This is a genomic window from Catellatospora chokoriensis, from assembly GCF_011297315.1.
Taxonomy (GTDB): domain Bacteria; phylum Actinomycetota; class Actinomycetes; order Mycobacteriales; family Micromonosporaceae; genus Catellatospora; species Catellatospora citrea.
Genome location: NZ_JAAOTI010000007.1, coordinates 123,443 through 142,863, shown reverse-complemented (window position 1 = coordinate 142,863; position 19,421 = coordinate 123,443). Strand labels below are relative to the sequence as shown.

Annotated in this window: 13 protein-coding genes; 4 read left to right on the top strand and 9 right to left on the bottom strand. The window is 70.3% G+C overall.

Annotated features, from left to right (window positions below):
* Positions 1-55: 55 nt before the first annotated feature.
* Positions 56-442 (bottom strand): hypothetical protein, encoded by a 387-nt coding sequence (locus HAV39_RS12950; RefSeq protein WP_191839441.1) that lies wholly within the window; start codon positions 440-442, stop codon positions 56-58.
* Between the two features lie 190 nt (positions 443-632).
* Here HAV39_RS12950 and HAV39_RS12945 point away from each other — a divergent pair, with 190 nt between their 5' ends.
* Together HAV39_RS12945 and HAV39_RS12940 are read left to right on the top strand one after the other, a co-directional pair.
* Positions 633-1,631, top strand: a complete 999-nt coding sequence (locus HAV39_RS12945; RefSeq protein WP_191839440.1) for an ATP-binding cassette domain-containing protein — start codon at positions 633-635, stop codon at positions 1,629-1,631.
* Positions 1,628-2,482, top strand: a complete 855-nt coding sequence (locus tag HAV39_RS12940) for an ABC transporter permease (RefSeq protein WP_155387836.1) — start codon at positions 1,628-1,630, stop codon at positions 2,480-2,482. Before HAV39_RS12945 ends, HAV39_RS12940 begins: the two co-directional genes overlap by 4 nt.
* Positions 2,483-2,485: 3 nt before the next feature.
* Here HAV39_RS12940 and HAV39_RS12935 read toward each other — a convergent pair whose 3' ends face one another.
* A complete protein-coding gene (locus HAV39_RS12935; RefSeq protein ID WP_191839439.1) occupies positions 2,486-5,635 on the bottom strand; it encodes an ATP-binding protein in 3,150 nt (1,049 codons plus the stop codon).
* Positions 5,636-5,901: 266 nt separating this feature from the next.
* Between HAV39_RS12935 and HAV39_RS12930 the strand changes: the two genes are divergently transcribed.
* A complete protein-coding gene (locus HAV39_RS12930) occupies positions 5,902-6,453 on the top strand; it encodes a snapalysin family zinc-dependent metalloprotease (RefSeq protein ID WP_191839438.1) in 552 nt (183 codons plus the stop codon).
* Positions 6,454-6,482: 29 nt separating this feature from the next.
* The gene (locus HAV39_RS12925; RefSeq protein WP_191839437.1) at positions 6,483-7,322 is read left to right on the top strand and encodes a S1 family peptidase; all 840 of its coding nucleotides are present in this window, start codon (positions 6,483-6,485) and stop codon (positions 7,320-7,322) included.
* Between the two features lie 94 nt (positions 7,323-7,416).
* Here HAV39_RS12925 and HAV39_RS12920 read toward each other — a convergent pair whose 3' ends face one another.
* From HAV39_RS12920 to HAV39_RS12890, 7 genes are all read right to left on the bottom strand, one after another.
* Positions 7,417-10,806, bottom strand: a complete 3,390-nt coding sequence (locus HAV39_RS12920; protein ID WP_239120330.1) for a discoidin domain-containing protein — start codon at positions 10,804-10,806, stop codon at positions 7,417-7,419.
* Between the two features lie 459 nt (positions 10,807-11,265).
* Complete coding sequence (locus HAV39_RS12915) at positions 11,266-12,663, bottom strand: GH1 family beta-glucosidase (RefSeq protein ID WP_191839436.1); 1,398 nt, start codon at positions 12,661-12,663, stop codon at positions 11,266-11,268.
* Entirely contained in the window at positions 12,660-14,882 is a 2,223-nt protein-coding gene (gene yicI / locus HAV39_RS12910) for an alpha-xylosidase (protein WP_191839435.1), read from the bottom strand. Before yicI ends, HAV39_RS12915 begins: the two co-directional genes overlap by 4 nt.
* On the bottom strand, positions 14,879-15,757 hold the full coding sequence (locus tag HAV39_RS12905; RefSeq protein ID WP_120314962.1) for a carbohydrate ABC transporter permease: 879 nt from the start codon (positions 15,755-15,757) through the stop codon (positions 14,879-14,881). The genes yicI and HAV39_RS12905 overlap by 4 nt, the downstream gene beginning before the upstream one ends.
* A 1-nt stretch (position 15,758) precedes the next feature.
* Positions 15,759-16,730 (bottom strand): carbohydrate ABC transporter permease, encoded by a 972-nt coding sequence (locus HAV39_RS12900; RefSeq protein ID WP_191839434.1) that lies wholly within the window; start codon positions 16,728-16,730, stop codon positions 15,759-15,761.
* A gap of 55 nt (positions 16,731-16,785) precedes the next feature.
* On the bottom strand, positions 16,786-18,093 hold the full coding sequence (locus HAV39_RS12895) for an ABC transporter substrate-binding protein (protein WP_191839433.1): 1,308 nt from the start codon (positions 18,091-18,093) through the stop codon (positions 16,786-16,788).
* Between the two features lie 118 nt (positions 18,094-18,211).
* Positions 18,212-19,273: a LacI family DNA-binding transcriptional regulator gene (locus tag HAV39_RS12890; RefSeq protein ID WP_191839432.1), complete on the bottom strand. Its 1,062-nt coding sequence runs from the start codon at positions 19,271-19,273 to the stop codon at positions 18,212-18,214.
* Between the last annotated feature and the right edge of the window lie 148 nt (positions 19,274-19,421).

Here is a 19,421-nt window from a genome sequence, read left to right as displayed (position 1 = left end):
CACCACTACGCGCTGCGGTTCTTCCCCCGGACAGCGCCCGGCGGCCCGCTGGTCTTCACGACCTGCGGGCCGCTGCCGTATGACCCGTCCATGACCCGGCGGCGGTCTGCAGCCGCAGCCCGACGACCCGCTCCCCGTCGCGTACGACGTCCACGCGAGGACAGCCGTCGTCGACCGGGCCCCAGCCACCCTCGCCGCTCACGGTGTGGAACCGGCAGTGCTCCTCGTCGACGTAGCCCCAGGCCATCAGCAGGTCCCTGCCGTCGAGCGTGTAGTGGCCGACGCTGGCCAGGCGTCCGCCAGGCAGCTCCCGCCGGTAGAAGCAGGCCGCCAGCCCCGGCACCGCGACACCTTCCAGCGCGGCTTCGTCGGCGGTGCGGTGCAGCTGGTACTCGGCGAGGTCGGGAAGCCGCTGGGCGATGATGCTGGCTGTGATGGTCATGCCCTGATCAACGACGTTGCCGCCATGACGCAGCCCCCGTATTCGTGCAGGTAGGGGCGGCGGTCCTGCCGGCCCGCGGCGCCGGGGCGTGAGCGCGCGCAATGCGGTGAAACCGCGCTGTAGGCGTGGTGGAACCGGCACGGTGCAGGCTGCTCCCTGACCGGTTGACGCCGGTCATGAGGGAGCGAACATGAAGCACATTCCCGCGGTCCACGCGGAGGGACTGGTGAAGTCGTTCGGTGACTTCCGCGCCGTCGACGGGGTCGACCTGCACGTCGAACAAGGTGAGATCTACGGCGTGCTCGGCCCCAACGGCGCCGGCAAGACCACCATGCTCAAGATGCTGGCCACGCTGCTGCCCATCGACGGGGGCCGGGCGGAGATCTTCGGCGTGGACGTGCGCCGCGACCCGCACCGCACCCGGCAACTGCTCGGTGTCACCGGGCAGTACGCCTCCGTGGACGAGAACCTGACCGCGAACGAGAACCTGTGGCTGTTCGGCCGCCTACAGGGAGTGTCCAGCCGGACGGCCCGCGCCACGGCCGCCCAGCTACTGGAGCAGTTCGGCCTGCAGGAGGCGGCGAACAAGCCGATCTCCCAGTTCAGCGGCGGCATGCGGCGGCGGCTCGACCTGGCCGCCAGCTTGATCACCCGACCGCCGCTGATCTTCCTGGACGAGCCGACCACCGGACTGGACCCGCGCACCCGCGGGCAGATGTGGGACACCATCCGCGAGCTGGTCGCGGGCGGCTGCACCGTCCTGCTGACCACGCAGTACCTGGACGAGGCCGACCAGCTCGCCGACCGGATCGCGGTCATCGACCGGGGCCGCAAGGTCGCCGAGGGCACACCCGACGAGCTGAAGGCCTCCGTCGGCAACTCCACGCTGCGGCTGCGGCTGACCGACGCCGCCGACCAGCCGGTCGCGGCCGAGGTCGTACGGCGGCTGCTGGGTGAGGATCCGGTGCTCAGCCCGGAGTCAGGGCGGATGAACGTGGCCCTCGACGCCGCGGACCGGGCCGCCGACGTGCTCATCAGCCTGCGCGAGGCCGGCATCGGCATCACCTCGGTGAGCGTCGACGCGCCGACCCTCGACGAGGTGTTCCTGGCTCTCACCGGGCACGACACCGGCGAGGGCTCCGACCCGTCCGCGACCGCGGACTCCCTCCAGCTCGAGGTGGCCCGATGACCATGCAGATGACCCAGCCGGCGCCGGTGGCCACGACGCCGCGGCGGCTCACGCCGGGCGACGTCGCCGCGCGTACGACCTCGCACAACAGCCTGCGCGAGACCCTCAGCCAGACGATGTCGATGGCGTGGCGGGCGACGAAGAAGATGCGCCGCAATCCGGAGCAGTTCTTCGATGTCACCATCCAGCCGCTGCTGTTCACGGCGATGTTCGCGTACCTGCTCGGCGGCGGCCTGTCCGGCAGCGTCGAGGCGTACCTGCCGCTGGTGATCCCCGGCATCCTGGCGCAGACCGCGCTGACGGCGTGCATGGCCACCGGCGTGCAGCTGCGCGAGGACATGGAGAAGGGGGTGTTCGACCGGTTCAAGTCGCTGCCGATGGCCCGGATCGCGCCCCTGGCCGGGCCGATGATCGCCGACCTGCTGCGGTACGCCATCGCCTCGACGCTGACATTCGTGACCGGTATCGCGATGGGCTACCGCCCCGGCGGCGGGGTGGCCGGGGTGGCGATGGCGATCGTGCTCACGATGATCGCCGGATGGTCGTTGGCCTGGGTGTTCACCTGGGTCGGCACGCTGGCCCGCAGCGCGCAGAGCGTCCAGGGCATCTCCATGATGATCATGTTTCCGCTGACGTTCATGTCGAACGCGCTGGTCCCGGTCGAGACCCTGCCCGGCTGGCTCGCCGCGTTCGTGAAGGTCAACCCGGTGTCCTACGTGGTCACCGCCACCCGCGACCTGGCCAACGACGGCCAGCTCACCGGGCACGTCGGCTGGGCGCTGGTGGCCTGTGCGGCCGTCATCGCCGTCTTCGCGCCGCTGTCGGTGCGCAGCTACAAGCGGCACCTCTGACGGTCAGCCGGCCCCGATCCGCTCGACCAGGCTCCGTGCCTCGTCGAGCAGGTCGGGGCCGCGCCGGTCGCCGTACTCGGCGGCCGTCGCGGCCAGCAGCCCCGGTGCGCGCTGCTCGGCGTGGCCGGCGATCCGCTCCCAGGCCAGCGTGGGCATGCTCCGGTTGTACGCGAAACGGTCCGCCAGCGCGATCAGCCGCACCGCGTCCTCGACGGGCAGCGCACCGCGCAACAGCCCCCAGGCGCCGAGCGCGAACAGCACCAGCCCGCAGACCGGATAGTCCAGGTAGGGATGCTCGGGGTCGAGCACCTGCAGCGCCTGGTCACCGGCCCGCGCGAAAAGCGCCGCGCCGATCGGGTCGCCGGCCGGTGCGTAGTAGGCGTGTGCGGCCAGGCCGGTCGCCTCGGCCACCAGCACCCACGGCTCCAGACCCGTCGGCGCGATGGCCGGAATCTGCAGCTCGCGTACCCGTAGGGCCGCCGCGCGGTAGCCGGCCAGCCCAACCTCGACGTCTCCACGGGCCAGGGCCAGCTCGGCCCGGCCCAGATCGAGGGCGAGCCGGCCGGCCAGGACTTCGCCCTCGGGCTCCGTCGTGTCGCCCAGGTCGGAGAGCTGGTCGGCAGCGGCGTCGACGTCACCTTGGGAGATCATCACGAGGGCGAGCAGCGAACGCAGCTGGATGGCGTCGTCACGGGCACCGAGCCGGTCCAGCACCGGCAGCGCGGCATGCGCGTGGACTGCCGCTTCGCCCATCCGGCCGAGCTGCATCGCGAGCTGCGCGGCCATGGTGTGCATGATCGCCTGTGACCACGGGCCGACCGTGTCGTCGGCGAGCAGCAGCCCGCGCTCGGCGGCGTCCATGGCCGCATCGGGATCGCCCATGTTCTCCAGGGCCTGGCTCAGCCACGGCAACGCCAGCGCGGCGATCTCGCGGTCCGGGGAAGCGGCATGGGCGCGTAGCTGCTGGAGAAAGCCGTCGGCCGAGCGCGGGTCGATGTCGGTCAGCATGGTGACCATCGCGGAGATCCACGGATCGTGCTCGCCTGGCCCGAGCTTGCGCAGCGCGGCCCGCAACAGGTCGGAGTGTGGGGAGTTGGCGACCAGGGAGCCGTTGAGGGTCATCCCGATCGCCACCCGGGTGGCGTCGGCGAGGTCCGGCGGGGGTGTCCAGCCGTCCACCGCGTTCGCGGCCGCCTCGATGAGGACCAGCAGCCGGGGGTGTTCGCCCAGGATTATCCAGTATCCGGCGAGGGCGGCGAGGATCTGCATCGTCGCCGCCGGGTCCGGCGCGGCCAAGGTCCGGCGGAGCACGTCGGAGAGGTTGGTCTCTTCAGGGCGGATGGCGTCGACGGTGTCGAACTGCCTCGGGCTGAACAGGGCGCGGGCGTGCCGTACGGAGAAGGCGACCGCCCAGGCGCGCTGGGCCTGCTCGGCCGCCGCGTCCTCGCCCGCGTCGACCAGCTGCATCCGGCCGAACTCACGCACGGTCTCCAGCATCCGGTAGCGCACGCCGCCGGGGCCGGTCTCCACGACGGTCAGCAGCGACTGGTCCGCCAGATCCTGCACCGCGGCGAGCGCATCGTCGCCGAGCATGGCCTCCGCCGCGGCGAGGGTGAACCCGTCGTGGAACACCGACAGCCAGCGCAGCGCCCGGCGCTCCGGTTCGGCGAGCAGGTTCCAGGACCAGTCGATGACGGCCAGCAGCGTCTGATGCCGGTCGGGTGCGCTGCGGTCGCCGCCGCGCAGCAACGCGAACCGGTTCTCCAGGCGGCGGGCGATGTCCGCGACCGCCATCACGCGCACCTTCGCCGCGGCCAGCTCGATGGCGAGCGGGAGCCCGTCGAGGCGCTCGACGATCTCGGCCACCACCTCGTCCGTGCCGGCCAGGTGCACGTCCGGGCGGGCTGCCCTGGCCCGCTGCCGGAACAGCTCGGCCGCGTTCTCGGTGTCCAGCTCGGCCAGCAGGTAGACCTGTTCGGCGGCGATCGCCAGCGGCGCTCTCGTGGTGGTGAGCACCCGCAGCTCACGGGTGGTCGCGGTGAGATAGGCGACGAGGTCGGCGACAGCGGCGACGATGTGCTCGCAGTTGTCCAGGATCAGCAGGCTCGGCGCCTGGTCCAGGTAACGCGCGATCCGGGCACGCACGTCGGCCCGCTGCTCGGGGGTGAGGGTGCGCCGGCCGCTGACCGAGTCCCGCACGCCTAGCACCGACCCGATCTCGCCGACGAGGTCGTCGGGTGCGGTGACACCGACGAGCTCGACGAAGTGCACCAGCGGAGCCGGGTGTTCGCGGCCGAGCACATGGGCCAGCCGGGTCTTGCCCAGTCCGCCCGGCCCGACGATGGACACCACCCGGGAGGCGGCGAGCAGCGCGTGCAGGCGGCGGATGTCGGCGGCGCGGCCGAGCAGCGTGGTCGCCTCGTAGCGCACGCCCGCCCGGACCGGGCTGTCCTGGACGAGCAGCTCGCGGTGGACGCGCTGCAGGTCCGGGCCGGGGTCGGCGCCGATGCGATCACGCAGGTCCGCCCGGTAGGCCTCGTATCGGCTCAAGGCGGCGCCGGTGCCGCGGACCGCTGCCTCGCTGCGCAGCAGATCCGACATCAGCGCCTCGTCCGCGGGGTTCGCCGCCCATGCCTTGGCGAGGACGGGCAGCGCCTCGGCGTACGCGCCGAGCCTGGCCTTGGCCCTGGCCAGCAGCAGCCCCGCCTGCTCAAGATCGCGTTCGGCCTGGCGGCGCAGCGACCCGAGCGGACCGTGACCGCCGCCGGCGGCGACCGTGCCGAGCGCGACGGCCTCGGCGGCCAGCTCGGCTGCGCGAGCCGGGTCGGCCTCGAACACGGACCGAGCCGCGGCCAGCCGGTCCGCCAGCACCTGCGTGTCCACTCGCGCCCGGTCGACGCCCAGGCGGTAGCCGTCGCCGTCGCGAACCACCGAGTCCGGCCCGTGCGCCGCCCTGGTCCGGGAGACCAGCACCTGCAACGCCTTGAGCGGGTTGGCGGGGACGTCGTCGTCCCAGATGAGGTCGACCAGGCGTGCCGAACCGACCGTCCGTCCGGCGGCCGCGAGGGCCGCGAGGAGCGCCTGCGGCCGCTCGCCCAGCACCGGCTCGCCGTCCCAGCGCACCGTTTCCAGCAGCGACAGGGTTATCGGCACCCGCCCAGTCTAGGCGCTGGTCGGTTCGGCGCTCCGCACGTGCCGGGCCGCAGCGCAGCGCCGGTCCCGCCGAAGCACTGCGGCGCCTGACCGGAGTCCCGCTTGCCGGAGCCCGCCTGACCACGGCCGGGGCGCTGTCGGATCGACCTGTTTCGGTCCCGGTGCCGAGGCACTGAGCCGCGCACCGGTGACGTCCCTCGGGGCGGTCGCATGCCAAATGTCATACATATATTGAAATGTTTGATCGTGTGCGTGAAGGTGTGTGCATGAGATCTCACCTCGCGCGGATCGCGGCGGCCACCCTTGCCGCCATCGCGATGACCCTGTCCAGCCAGCTCGTCGGCAGCGCCGCCACCGCGGCCCCCGCACCCGCCGCCGTCAAGGTGCTCTACTACGACGCGAGCCAGGCCGCCGAATTCGTCAACGTCGTGCATCAGGGCGCGGCCAACTGGAACGCCCGCGTCACCGGCGTGCGCCTGGAACGGTGGACCTCCGGTCGCCCGCTCAACATCCGCGTCTACGCCGACAACGGCTGGCCGCGCGCCTACGTCAACTCCCTGGGCAACGGCACCGTGTACATGGGCCGCCAGGCGACCGCCGAGGGCCACAACCCCACCCGGATCGCGGCGCACGAACTCGGCCACATCCTCGGCCTGCCCGACCGGCGCACCGGCATCTGCTCCGAGCTGATGTCCGGCAGCAGCGCCGGCACCTCCTGCACCAGCGCCTTCCCCAACTCGCAGGAGATCACGAAGGTCAACAACCTGTTCGCGAGCGGCGCCCTGGTCACCGCCGGCTGGCGCCAGGACGGCGTCTGACAGCCCACCGCTTCCCGCAGGAGGACGCCTTGAGACGCCCATTCCACCTTGCCGTCGCCGTCGTCACGATCCTGCTGGCGACGGCCGCGGCCGCCACCCCGGCCGTGGCCGCGCCCGAGACCGGGCGCCTGCCGGCTGCCGCGCAGACCCCCGGCACCGCCTGGACCGTCGACCCGGCCACCGGGCGCGTCACCGTGACGGTCGACGAGACGGTGACCGGCCAGGAGGCCACGCGGCTGCGCGAGAGCCTGCGCGGGGCCGGTGTCGACCTGCGCCGCGAGCCGGGACGGCTGCGTACGCTGCTGGCCGGCGGCGACGCGATCTACGGCAGCACGGCACGCTGCTCGCTGGGTGCGAACGCGCGCAGCGGCAGCACCTACTACCTGATCACCGCGGGCCACTGCACGAACGGCTCCGCCAACTGGTGGACCAACAGCACCCACACCATCGCGATCGGGGTGCGGACCGCGAGCAGCTTTCCCGGCAACGACTACGGCCTGATCCGCTACACGAGCCGGCTCAGCCATCCCAGTGCCGTCAACACCTACCCCGGGCTGCTGCAGTTGCTCGGGACCGGCACCGCGTACGTCGGCCAGGCGGTCTGCCGCAGCGGGGCCACCACCGGCGTACGCTGCGGCGTCGTGACCGCGCTGAACGCCACCGTCAACTACCCCGACGGCACCGTCACCGGCCTGATCAGGACCAACATCTGCGCCGAGAACGGCGACAGCGGTGGGCCGCTCTACACCTCCGGCGGCATCGTCCTGGGCATCCTGTCCGGCGGCACCGGCAACTGCACCACCGGCGGCTCGACCTACTACCAGCCCATCGGCGAGATCCTCGCCGTGTACGGACTGACGATCCCCTGACCTGGGACGTGCCGCCGAGCACGCCCAGCGTCGACGCACAGAGAAAGGGAGCCGGCCCGATGAGCGATCCGGACCGGCTCCCTCTCTCACATGGTCAGACCACCGGCTCCACCCAGATGTTGCGGTAGAACAGGTTCGCTCCCGGGTCGCCGTGGTCCTGGAACCGCAGCGGGCCGGGTGCCGAGGTCTCGGCCGCGCCGTTGCCGGTGGGGCCGTTGATCTCGGCGTTGTTGATGACGGTGACGCCGTTCCAGACGACCGTGACGCGGGCGTTCTCGGTCTTGGTGGTCCCGTTGTAGCGGGCCGCGCGGAACGTCACGTCGTAGGTCTGCCAGGTCTGCGGCGCGGTGGCCGCGTTGACCGACGGGGCGATCTTCTCGTAGATCGCGCCGCACTCGTTGTTGGCGAGCGTGGTGTCGCCGAACGAGTCCAGCACCTGCAACTCGTACCGGTCCTGCAGGTAGATGCCGCTGTTGGCGCGGGCCTGCCCGGTGACGTCGCCCGGCAGCAGCGGCAGCCAGAACTCGGCGTGCAGCTTGAAGTCACCGAACGCCTGCTTGGACTTGATGTCGCCGCCGAGGACCTCGACGCCGCCGTTGCCCAGCGGCCAGGTGACCGGGGCCCCGTTGGCGTGCTGGAAGTTGTCCATGTTGGTGCCGTCGAACAGCACGATCCGGGTCGGCTGGGTCGTGCTGCCGTACGCCTCGAACTCGTAGATGCGCGCGGCGCCGTTGCCGTCGCTGGCCGGAGTCGTGACGTTCAGCCTGATATAGCGGGCCGACGTGGCGGTGATGTTGTGCGTGGTGACGCTGGCCGTGTTGGCGGTGACGGTCGCGGCCGTGGTCCAGCTCGTCCCGTTGGTGGACGTCTGGATGTTGAAATCGCGGGTGTTCCAGGCGGTGTTCTCACCGCCTGCCCCGGCGTGCCGGACGACGAACTGGGCCACGGTCTGCGCCGAGCCGAGGTCGACCTGCAGCCACTTGGTCGCGCCGAGCGAGCACCACTTGTCGGCGTTGCCGCCCGACACGCTGCCGTTGACCGCCTTGGCGGGGCCTTCGGTCGTGCCGCAGGAGCTGTCGGCGGTCGCCGTCTTGTTGAGCGCGAGGTTGCCGGTCGGCGGCGCGGTCGTGCCGTATGCCTCGAACTCGTAGATGCGGGCCGCGCCGTTGCCGGTGGTGCCGCCTGCGGTGACGTTCAGCCTGAGGTATCTGGCCTGTACCGCGGTGATGTTGTGGGTGGTGGTGTTTGCCGTGTTGGCGGTGACGGTCGCCGCCGTTGTCCAGCTCGTGCCGTTGGTGGACGTCTGGATGTTGAAGTCACGGGTGTTCCAGCCCGCGTCCTCCCCACCGGCGCCCGCGTGCTGGACGACGAACCGGTTGACGGTCTGCGTGGAGCCGAGGTCGACCTGCATCCACTTGGTCGCGCCGAGCGAGCACCACTTGTCGGCGTTGCCGCCGTTGACGGTGCCGTTGACGGCCTGCGCCGGGCCCTCGGAGGTGGCACAGGAGCTGTCGGCGGTGGCCGGCTTGTTCAGCGCCAGGTTGCTGGACGGGGCCTGGCCGGGGATGTTGTTGAGGGTGTACCAGACCTCGGTGTTCCACAGCGACTGGCCGTTGCTGGACCCGAACGGCTTGGGCGAGCGGATGTGCACCACCCGGCCGGCCTTGAGCCCGTTGATCACCAGGGTGACCTTCTTGCCGTCGGCGGACAGGGTCGCCGACGACACCGCCAGCGTCTCCTCGTCGATCTTCGGGCCGCCGTACGCGGCCGTCGGGACGTAGCGCCACTGCTTGACCCGGTACTTGGTGGCCAGGCTGGTGGCCGTCGCCGCCGACAGCGGCTGGGTGTACTCGATCTCGAACCCGTTGGACAGGGCCTTCATGTTCAGCATGTCGAAGGCGCTGCCGCCGTTGGGGGTGAGCTTCTGCAGGCCGAAGTTCAGCTTGCCGCTCTGGCCCCAGTTGCCGCCGCCGCCGATGCCGCCGACGTAGATCGCGCCGTCCGGGCCGACGTTGACCTCGGAGATGCCGGCCTCCAGGCCCTGCGTCATCCGGAACAGGGCGCCCTGGTACTCGCCGTTGACCTTCTCCACCGCGGCACGCTGCAGGCCGCCGTAGGTGACGTCACCGATGACGAACTGGCCGGCGTACTGGCCGCTGGTCATGTACTTCGGGGTGCTCGGCGAGTTGCCGATCTCGTTCTGCGGCAGCCAGATCACCGGCGGGGTGACCGGGGCGCTGTCGAACGGGCCGGCCGGGTTCAGGTAGTGGTTGAAGAAGCGGCCCTGCTTGATGTGCACCAGCTTGGAGGCCGGCTGCCAGCCGCCCTGGTTGTCGGTGACGAACAGGCCGTTCTCCGGGCCCCAGCCGATGCCGTGCGGGGTCCGCAGGCCGCCGGCGACGTACGTCCACGCGCCGGTGTCCTTGTTGATTTTGATGGTGGTGCCGCGGTTGCCGACCGGCTGCGGGTTGGTGGTCGCGCCGCCGTAGTCGATGCCCACCGACAGGTTGACGTAGAAGAACCCGGCGTCGTAGAGCAGGCCGAACGCGAATTCGTGGAACGTGCCGCCGTACGGCCAGGTCGCGACCTGCTGGTACTGGTCGGCGACCTCGTCGCCGTTGGTGTCGACCAGCCTGGTCAGCCGCATCTTCTCCGACACGTAGACCACGCCGTCGACGATCTTCAGGCCCATCGGCTCCTTGAGGGCGCTGCCGATGCGCTTGGTCGTGACAGCGCCCGGCGTGGTGTTGCCGCCGGTGTTGCCGAGGATCCAGACCTCACCGGCCTGCGAGGTGCCCGAGTCGTTGGTGCCGCCCCAGGTGCAGATGACCAGGCGGCCGTCGGGCAGCCAGTCCATGCCGGTGACCCGCGGCTCGAAGCCGTTCGGGCGCAGGTTGGTGAGATTGAAGTCCGGGTGCACGGCGGTCAGCGGCAGGCCGTCGCCCGGCGAGTCCCCGGTGCCCTCGCACTCCTTCTTGCCGGGCGCGGTGACCCGCACGACACCGGCGTCGGTGCTGAGCACCGAGTTCGGCACGGTCACGAACGACGTCGAGCCGGGCGTCTGCCACTGCAGGGTCAGCTGCTGGCCGCCGCCGGCCTCGAAGAAGTCGATGCGCAGCGCGTGGTAGCCGGTGGTCAGCGTGACCGCGCCGTCCTTGGCCGTCGCACCGTGCAGGCCGTCGTGGTTGATGACGACGTTGTCATCGATGAACAGCCGGGAGCCGTCATCGCTGATCAGCCGGAAGGTGTAGCTGCCGGCCGTCGGGATGTTCACGTAGCCCAGGGCCTGGGTGTAGAAGTTGTCCTCCTGCCCGAACTGGGCGGCCGTGGTCCAGTCGATCGTCGACATGAGCTTGTCGACGTTGGGGGTCTGCGCCGGCTTGAGGTTGCACAGGTTGCTCAGCGCGAGCTGCAGGTCGAAGGTCCGCAGCGTGATGCCGGGGGTCTGCGGGGGCGGGGCGGCGGCGGCTGCGGTGGCGGGCAACCACCCAGCTGCGGCGACGACCGCTGTGGTGAGGGCGCCCGCCAAAATCAGGCGCGCCCGTCGGGACGGAGCTAACACTTTTCCTCCAGTGTGAGCGGGACTGCTGCGCACCGTCCGTCGACGTGGCAACCACCGCTCACAACGGCGTGCCGCGACCTGGGACGGATGTGTTGTCTGTCCTGAAGCGACCTGGCACGCCGATGCCTGGCATAGAAACCTTAGAATTCTTTTTTCTGGATGTACAGATGTAACCGAGGTTCAGTCACAACTTTTGTCGATCGTGGCAAAAGTCGTGGACGCAGCCCGATGAGCCCGGTGCGGCGCGTCGCGTTCGCGCGCCGAACCGGGCAGAACACTCACCCTGGACACGGGCCATTGCGCCATCTGCGACTGATGTTTGTCAATGGCTGGCCCGCGTTTTGATCGGCAGAGTCACATCGCCTCTGCGGCGAGTCGCGCTCAGCCGAGGCGGCCCGTGGCGATCAGCCGCCGGTACCAGTGCGCGCTCTGCTTCCAGGTGCGGACCTGCGTGTCGTAGTCGACCCGGATGATGCCGAACCTGCGGTCGTAGCCGTAGCCCCACTCGAAGTTGTCCAGCAGCGACCAGAGGAAGTAGCCGCGCACGTCCGCGCCGCCCGCCCGCGCCTGCGCCACCGCGCCGATGTGCCGGTGCAGGTAGTCGATGCGCCGGTCGTCGGCGATCGTGCCGTCGGCCGAGACGACGTCGTCGAACGCGGCCCCGTTCTCGGTGATCATCAACGGCTGGCCCGGATACTCGCGGTGCAGACGCAGCAGCAGCTCGGTGAAGGCGTCCGGGTCGATGTTCCAGCCCATCGCCGTGTAGGGGCCGGGCTGCGGCAGGAACTCCACGCCGTCGGCGGCGACCCAGGCCGAGGCCGCGGACTTGCCGTGTCCGTCGGCGTCCGACCGGGGCGAGAGTCCGTCCCAGGCGCGGACCAGCGTGCTCGAGTAGTAGTTGACGCCGAGCACGTCCAGCGGCACCGCGATGGTCGACTCGTCGCCGTCGCGGACGAACGACCAGTCGGTGACCGCGGCGGTGTCGGCCAGCAGGTCGGCCGGGTAGGCCCCCTGCAGCATCGGGCCGAGGAACGCCCGGTTCGCCAGCGCGTCGATCCGCCGCACCGCGTCGAGGTCCGCCGCGGAGTCCGACGCCGGGCGGATGACATGCAGGTTCAGCGTCACCGACAGCTGCGCCGCCGGAGCCAGCTCCCGCACCACCCGCCCGGCCAGGCCGTGCGCCAGGTTCAGGTGGTGCACCGCGGCCAGCGCCGCCGCCGGCTCGGTGCGCCCCGGCGCGTGCACGCCGGAGGCATAGCCCAGGTACGCCGAGCACCACGGCTCGTTGAACGTGGTCCAGGTGTGCACCCGGTCGCCCAGCGCCTCGACGATGCCCGCCGCGTACTCCTGGAAGCGCAGCGCGGTGTCCCGCACCGCCCAGCCGCCGGCGTCCTCCAGCTCCTGCGGCAGATCCCAGTGGTACATGGTGGCCACCGGCCGCACGCCGCGCTCCAGCAACCCGTCCACGAGCCGGGAGTAGAAGTCGAGCCCGGCCCGGTTGAACTGCCCGGACCCGCCCGGCTGCACCCGCGGCCAGGAGATCGAGAACCGGTACGCGTCCAGGCCCAGGTCCGCGATGTGCCCGAGGTCCTCCTGCCAGCGGTGGTAGTGGTCGGCGGCCACGTCACCGGTGTCACCGTTGAGCGTGCGCCCCAGGGTGTGGCTGTAGGTGTCCCAGATGGACGGTCCGCGGCCGTCCTCCCTGGCCGCGCCCTCGATCTGGTACGCGGCCGTGGCCGACCCCCAGACGAAGTCGTCCGGAAAGACGTGCTCCGTCACTGCCCCACCTCACACCGGTAACCCGACGACGTTCCCGCGACCAGCTCCGCGGTGACCTGCCCGCCGTCGAAGCGCACCTCGAACTCGGCGCCGGGCCCGTCACCCGGCGACGGTACCCGCACGCGGGTCCGCTGTCCCTCCGCCGGCGCGTACAAGCGCAGTCGTACGCCGTCGGCCCACTCGTAGTCCGGCCGGTCGTCGCGCTCGCCGAACGCGATCACCGCACCGGGCCGCGCGAGCACCGGCACGCTGTCGAACTCGTGCTTCTCGGTCACCCACGCCGGGCCGGTCAGCTGCGCGCCGGTCACCAGGTGCGTCCAGGTGCCCGCCGGCACGTAGAACGTCACCTCGCCGTCGGCGCTCATCACCGGCGCCACCAGCACGTCCGGGCCGAGCATGTACTGCCGGTCCAGGTACGCCGCGGTCGGGTCGTCCGGGAACTCCAGCACCATCGGGCGCATCATCGGCAGGCCCTCACGGTGCGCCTGCTCGGCTACCGACGCCAGGTACGGCATCAGGCTCAGCTTGAGCTTGGTGAAGTGGCGCAGCACGTCGACGGCCTCGCTGTCGAACGCCCACGGGACCCGGTACGACCCGGAGCCGTGCAACCGGGAGTGCGACGACAGCAGCCCGAACGCGACCCACCGCTTGAACACCGCCGCGTCCGGGGTGCCCTCGAAGCCGCCGATGTCGTGGCTCCAGTAACCGAAGCCGGACGCCGCCAGCGACAGCCCGCCGCGCAGCGACTCGGCCATGGCCGTGAACGTCGACTCGCAGTCGCCGCCCCAGTGCACCGGCAGCTGCTGGCCGCCCGCGGTCGCGGAGCGGGCGAACACGACCGCCTCGCCCTCGCCGCGCTCGGCTTCGAGCAGCCCGAAGACCGCCTTGTTGTACAGGTGGGCGTAGTAGTTGTGCATCCGCTGCGGGTCCGAGCCGTCGTGCCAGACCACGTCGGTCGGGATGCGCTCGCCGAAGTCCGTCTTGAAGCTGTCCACACCCATGTCCAGCAGCGCCTTGAGCTTGCCGGTGTACCAGGCGACGGCGTCGGGGTTGGTGAAGTCGACCAGCGCCATCCCGGCCTGCCACTTGTCCCACTGCCAGACCGAGCCGTCCGGCCGGCGGACCAGGTAGCCGTGGCGGCGGCCCTCCTCGAACAGGTACGAGCGCTGCGCGATGTACGGGTTGATCCAGACGCACACCTTGAGGCCGCGCTCGTGCAGGCGGCGCAGCATGCCCTCCGGGTCGGGGAAGGTCGCCGGGTCCCAGATGAAGTCGACCCAGTGGAACTGCCGCATCCAGAAGCAGTCGAAGTGGAACACCGACAGGGGCAGGTCCCGCTCGGCCATGCCGTCGATGAACTCGTTGACGGTCTTCTCGTCGTACGACGTGGTGAACGACGTCGACAGCCACAGGCCGTACGACCAGGCGGGCACCTTGGCGGGCCGGCCGGTCAGCGCGGTGTACCGGCGCAGCACGTCCTTCGGGGTGGGCCCGTCGACCAGGTAGTAGGTGAGGGTCTGGCCCTCGACGCTGAACTGCGCCTGCGACACCACCTCGGAGCCGATCTCGAACGAGACGTGCTCCGGGTGGTCGACGAAGACGCCGTAACCGCCGCTGCTGAGGTAGAACGGGACGTTCTTGTACGCCTGCTCGCTGGCGGTGCCGCCGTCGGCGTTCCAGATGTCGACGGTCTGGCCGTTCTTGACGAACGCGCCGAACCGCTCCCCCAGCCCGTAGACGGTCTCGCCGACCCCCAGCGCCAGCCGGTCGTGCACGTACGCGCGGCCCTCGGTGTCGGTGACCAGGCCGATGCTGCGCTCGGTCGACGAGGTCAGCACCCGGTCGCCGTGCGAGAAGTCGACCCGCCAGCCGTCGACCAGCGCGACCCGGGCGGTCAGCTCACCCGTGGTGAGCGTGGCGGACAGCCCGCTGACGTCGACCGCGACCGGGTGGTCGTCGCCGTCGGCCAGGGCGAACCGGGGCGTCTTGTCCAGGCCGCCGAGGTGGTGCGCGACGGTGACGCCGATGACGCCCTCGGCGGGCGAGAAGAACCGCACCGTGACCATCGGCCGGTTGAGGGTGTCGCCGCGCTTGGTGATCTGGCCGGTGGGCGCGAAGACGGTGAAACCGCGCTCGTCGAGCTCGACCGACTCGACCGTGCCGGGGCGCAGCACGCTGACCCCTGGTCGCAGTTGCCAGTATCCGTCGGTGAACTTCACTTCTCGGCTCCTGCTGTGATGCCGCGCGAAAGGGTGCGCTGGAAGATGATGAAGAAGAGGACTGCCGGCACCAGGCTGATCAGCGCGCCCGCGTTGGTGGTCGGGGCGTCCATCAGCCGGTCGCCCTGCAACGAGGCCAGCGCGACCGGGATGGTCTGCGTGCTGTTGTCGATGAGCATGACCAGCGGGATCAGGAACTCGTTCCAGGTCCAGATGAAGAAGAAGATCAGCAGCACGGCGAGGGTCGGCCGCACGTTGGGGAAGACCACCCGCCGCAGCACGGTCCACTTGCCCGCGCCGTCCAGCGCCGCCGCTTCGAGCACGGAGCGGGGGAAGGTGCCGAGCACCGAGGCGAGCAGGTAGGTGCCGAACGCGCTCTGGATGACGGTGAAGATGATGATCACCGAGAGCTGGGTGTTGTAGAGGCCGATCTCCTTGGCCGCGTAGTACAGCGGGTAGATCAGCGCCTCCTGCGGCATCATGTTGGCCAGCAGGAACAGGCCGACGATCCAGAGCCGCCCCTTGACCCGGCCGATGCCCAGCGCGTACGCGTTGAACAGCGACACCGCCACCGCCAGCACCGCGACGGAGCCGGAGATGAGCAGGGAGTTCCAGAACTTCAGCGGGAAGTTGACCTCGGTCCAGTACGTCTTCAGGCCCTTGGTGTAGAACTCCGTCGGCCAGCTCAGCGGACCGGACGACGAGTAGTCACCGGGCGACTTGAACGCGTTGAGCAGCATGAACACGAAGGGCACCAGCATGATCACCGCGCCGAGGGTGACCAGCGCGAGCACGACCCAGCGGCTCGCGCCGCGGTGGTGCCGGTCGCGGACCTTGCGGCGGGGAACCCGGTCCGTTACGAGAGTGACGGCCATGTCAGACCTCCCGGTCCTGGCGCTCGCCGCGGTACTGCAGCCAGATGAACAGCCCGGCCACCACGATGATGATCAGGGTGAGCACGGTGGAGATGGCTGAGCCGTAGCCGACCTGGAGCTTCTTGAAGAACGTGTAGTAGGCGAAGTACGAGGGAACGTTGGTCGCGTTCTCCGGCCCGCCGCGGGTCAGCGCGAACACCGGTCCGAACACCTTCAGCGCGGCGATCGTGCAGGTCAGCGCGACCACGAAGGTCTCCGGGCGGATCTGCGGCAGGGTGATGGAGCGGAACCGGTGGAACCAGTTGGCGCCGTCGACCTCGGCGGCCTCGTACAGCTCGGGGTCGACCCGCTGCAGCGCGGCCATGAACACGACCACCGGGTAGCCGATCTGCACCCAGATCATCACCGCCATGACGGTGGGCAGGGCGGTGTCCGGATCGCCGAGCCAGTCGTGGCGCAGCGCGCCGAGTCCGATCACGTCGAGCAGGCTGTTGAACGCGCCGTCGGGACGCAGGATCCAGCCCCAGACGATGCCGGCGACCACCACGGGCAGCACCTGCGGCAGGTAGAAGGCGGCGCGCAGGGCGGCTGCGGTCCGGGGTTTGAACCGGCGGCCGATGACGTCGAACAGCACCGCGGCCAGCAGCAGCCCGAGCAGCGTCGGCACGACGACCATCGCGACGATCATGGCGATGGTGTTCTTGAACGACGTCCAGAACACCTCGTCCTGGAACAGGCGCGTGTAGTTGTCGAAGCCGATGAAGGTGGGATCGCCGACGCCGGACCACTTGGTCAGCGACAGGTAGAGGGTGCCGCCCAGCGGCACGCCGATGACGAGCACGAACAGGATCGCGCCGGGCAGCAGGTAGAGCCAGTATGCGGCGCTGCCGTCACGGCGCTTGCGCGGCGTCCGGACGGGCTCGGAGCGGGTGGCGGGCCGTTGCGGGCCGGCCGAGGTCTGGGTGAGTGCCATGGGAGATCCTTCCCGGGGGGTCGGGCGCGCGGAGGCGCGCCCGACCCACGCCGTCTCACTTACCGGTGATCTCCTTGACGCCCTCGCCGTACGGCTTGGCGATCGCGTCGAGCACCTGGTCGGGCGTCTTCGAGCCGTTGATCAGGCTCTGGAACCCGGAGACCAGCACGTCGTAGTAGCCCGGCACCGGCCAGTCGGGGTAGAAGGCCAGGCCGTCCTGCTGGCTGATCGTGTTGAAGTTCTCGATCAGCTTCTGGTTCTTCGGGTCGGTGATCTGCGACGCGTCAGCGGCCACCGGCACACCGCCGTTGTTGCCGATCAGCGCCTGGATCTCGGGACGCAGGGTGATGTCGATGAAGTCGTACGCCAGGCCCTTGGCCTTGCTGCCGGCGGGCACGACCCACAGGTTGCCCGACGAGCCGGCGTGGAACTTGTTGCCGGGGAACAGGAACGAGTCCCAGTTGAACTTGATCTCGTTCTTGAAGCGGCCGTACCACCAGCTGCCGGAGACGATCATCGGGGCCTTGCCGGAGATGAACGCGGTGCCCATGTCCTCGGCCTTGAGGCTGGCCGAGGTCTTGGCCACGTAGCCCTTGGCCACCCAGTCGGCGAACGTCTGCGCGCCGGACTTCAGCGGCTCGGCCTTGAAGTCGACCGGGTTCTTGTAGAGCTGGTAGTCGTCGACGAACTTGCGGTCCGCCTTGGCGAGCGCCAGCTGGTAGAACAGCTGCCCGGCCGGGTACTCGGCGCCGGCCTCGGCCAGCGGCGTGACGCCCTTGGCGACGAACGCGTCCATCGCCTTGGTGAACTCGTCGTACGTCGTCGGCACCGCGATGTTGTTCTGGGCGAACAGGTCCTTGTTGTAATAGACCATGACGTACTCGCCGTAGTTGGGCACGCCGTACCAGTTGCCCTCGCCCATCACGCCCTTGTCGCTGTACCGGGCGGTGGTCTGCAGGCTCGGGCTGAGCTTCTTGTCCCAGCCGCGCTTCTCGGTCTCCGCGGTCAGGTCGGTCAGCAGGCCCTGGGAGGACAGCAGGCCCGCCGTGGCGTTGCCCTTGTTGTACTCCATGATGTCCGGACCCTCGGACGAGTTGATGATCATGCCGGCGTTCTGCTGGATCTGCTCGAACGCCTTGCGCTCGAACTGGACCTCGACGCCCGGGTGCTCGTCCTTGAAGATCTGGATCGCCCTGTCCCAGGCGATCCCCATCGCGCTGTTCGCGCTCTCGTAGTGCCAGAGCTTCAGGGTCTTGGCGTCACCGCCGTCACCGCTGTCGCCGTCGCCACCGCACGCGGCCAGCGTGCCGGCGGCCAGCGCCGCCGTCACGACAGCCACGCCCAGCTTGCGGAATCGCGTCATTGCTATCCTCCTGGTGAGTATCTAGCCGGTACTTACCTAGGCCCGTCGTCGCGTTGCAGCGCGGCGGCGGGCCGTTTGCCTGTCCTCGCGTTGCAGCGCGAGGACGGACTGTTGCCTGTCACCTGTCCGGCGGACCCGAACCGGTCAGTTCTCCATCACCGACGGTGCGCGCAGCCGGGCCGGTCGACCCGCGGACCTCCAGCACGCACGGCAGTAGCTGCTGGTGGTACTCGGTGGCCACGCCCTCCAACTGGCGCAGCAGCGCCTCCATCGCGATCCGGCCCAGCGCCGCGCCCGGCGAGGTCATCGCGGTCAGCGCCGGATGAGCCAGCTCGGCCACCTGCGGCGAGGTCACCATCGAGACCACCGAGACGTCCTCGGGCACCGCACGACGCCGGTTGGCCAGCTCGCCGAGGATGCCGAAGATCGCGCTCTCGTTCATGGCGAGCACGGCGGTCAGGTCGGGCACCTGCGCGACGGCGGCACTCAACGCGGCCCTGCCGCCGGCGGCGCTGTCCTCGGACGCGATCATCACGGGCTCCAGCCCGTGCCCCGCCATCGCCGCGCAGAAGGCGGTCCGGGTGCGCACGGCCGGGCCGTAGCCGGCCGCGATGGCCTCGGCCGAGTGGTTCACGTAGACGATCCGGCGGTGGCCGAGCCCGACCAGGTGGTCGACGGCCTCGTGCACGGTCTGCTCGAAGTCGATGTCGACATATGACAGCCCCGCGGTGTCGCCGGTGCGGCCGATCAGCACCAGCGGCAGGCCGGCTTCCTGGAGCGCGGCGACGCGGCCGTCCTCGACCTGCACCTCCATCAGCACGACCCCGTCGAACATGCCCTGGGTCGCGAGCCGGCGCAGAACGTCGAGGTCCGTGGTGCCGACCGGCGAGAGCACCAGGTGGTAGCCCGCCGCGCTGGCGGCGGCCGCCGCCCCGGTCACGAACGCGGTCTCGGTCGCGCCCAGCCCGCGCTCGTCCATCGGCATCAGCAGGCCGACGATCCGGCTGCGCCGGGTGGCCAGGCCGCGGGCCATCGCGTTCGGCTGGTAGTCGAGCTCGGCCATGGCCGCGAGCACCCTGGTGCGGGTGGCCTCGGAGATCGGGCGAGTGCCGGTGAGCACGTATGACACGGTGCTGACCGAGACCCGCGCAAGGCGCGCGACGTCATGCATGGTGGCCATGCGCGCACCTCCTTGACCAGCGGTGAGACTACCTCGGCCCGTCGTCGAAACGCTTCGACTAACCGGTTCGACGAACGATAGGTCGCGTGTTACGACCCCGTCAACTGTTGATGTTGAAAAGAAGTCCGGACGGTGCCGACGGCGCACC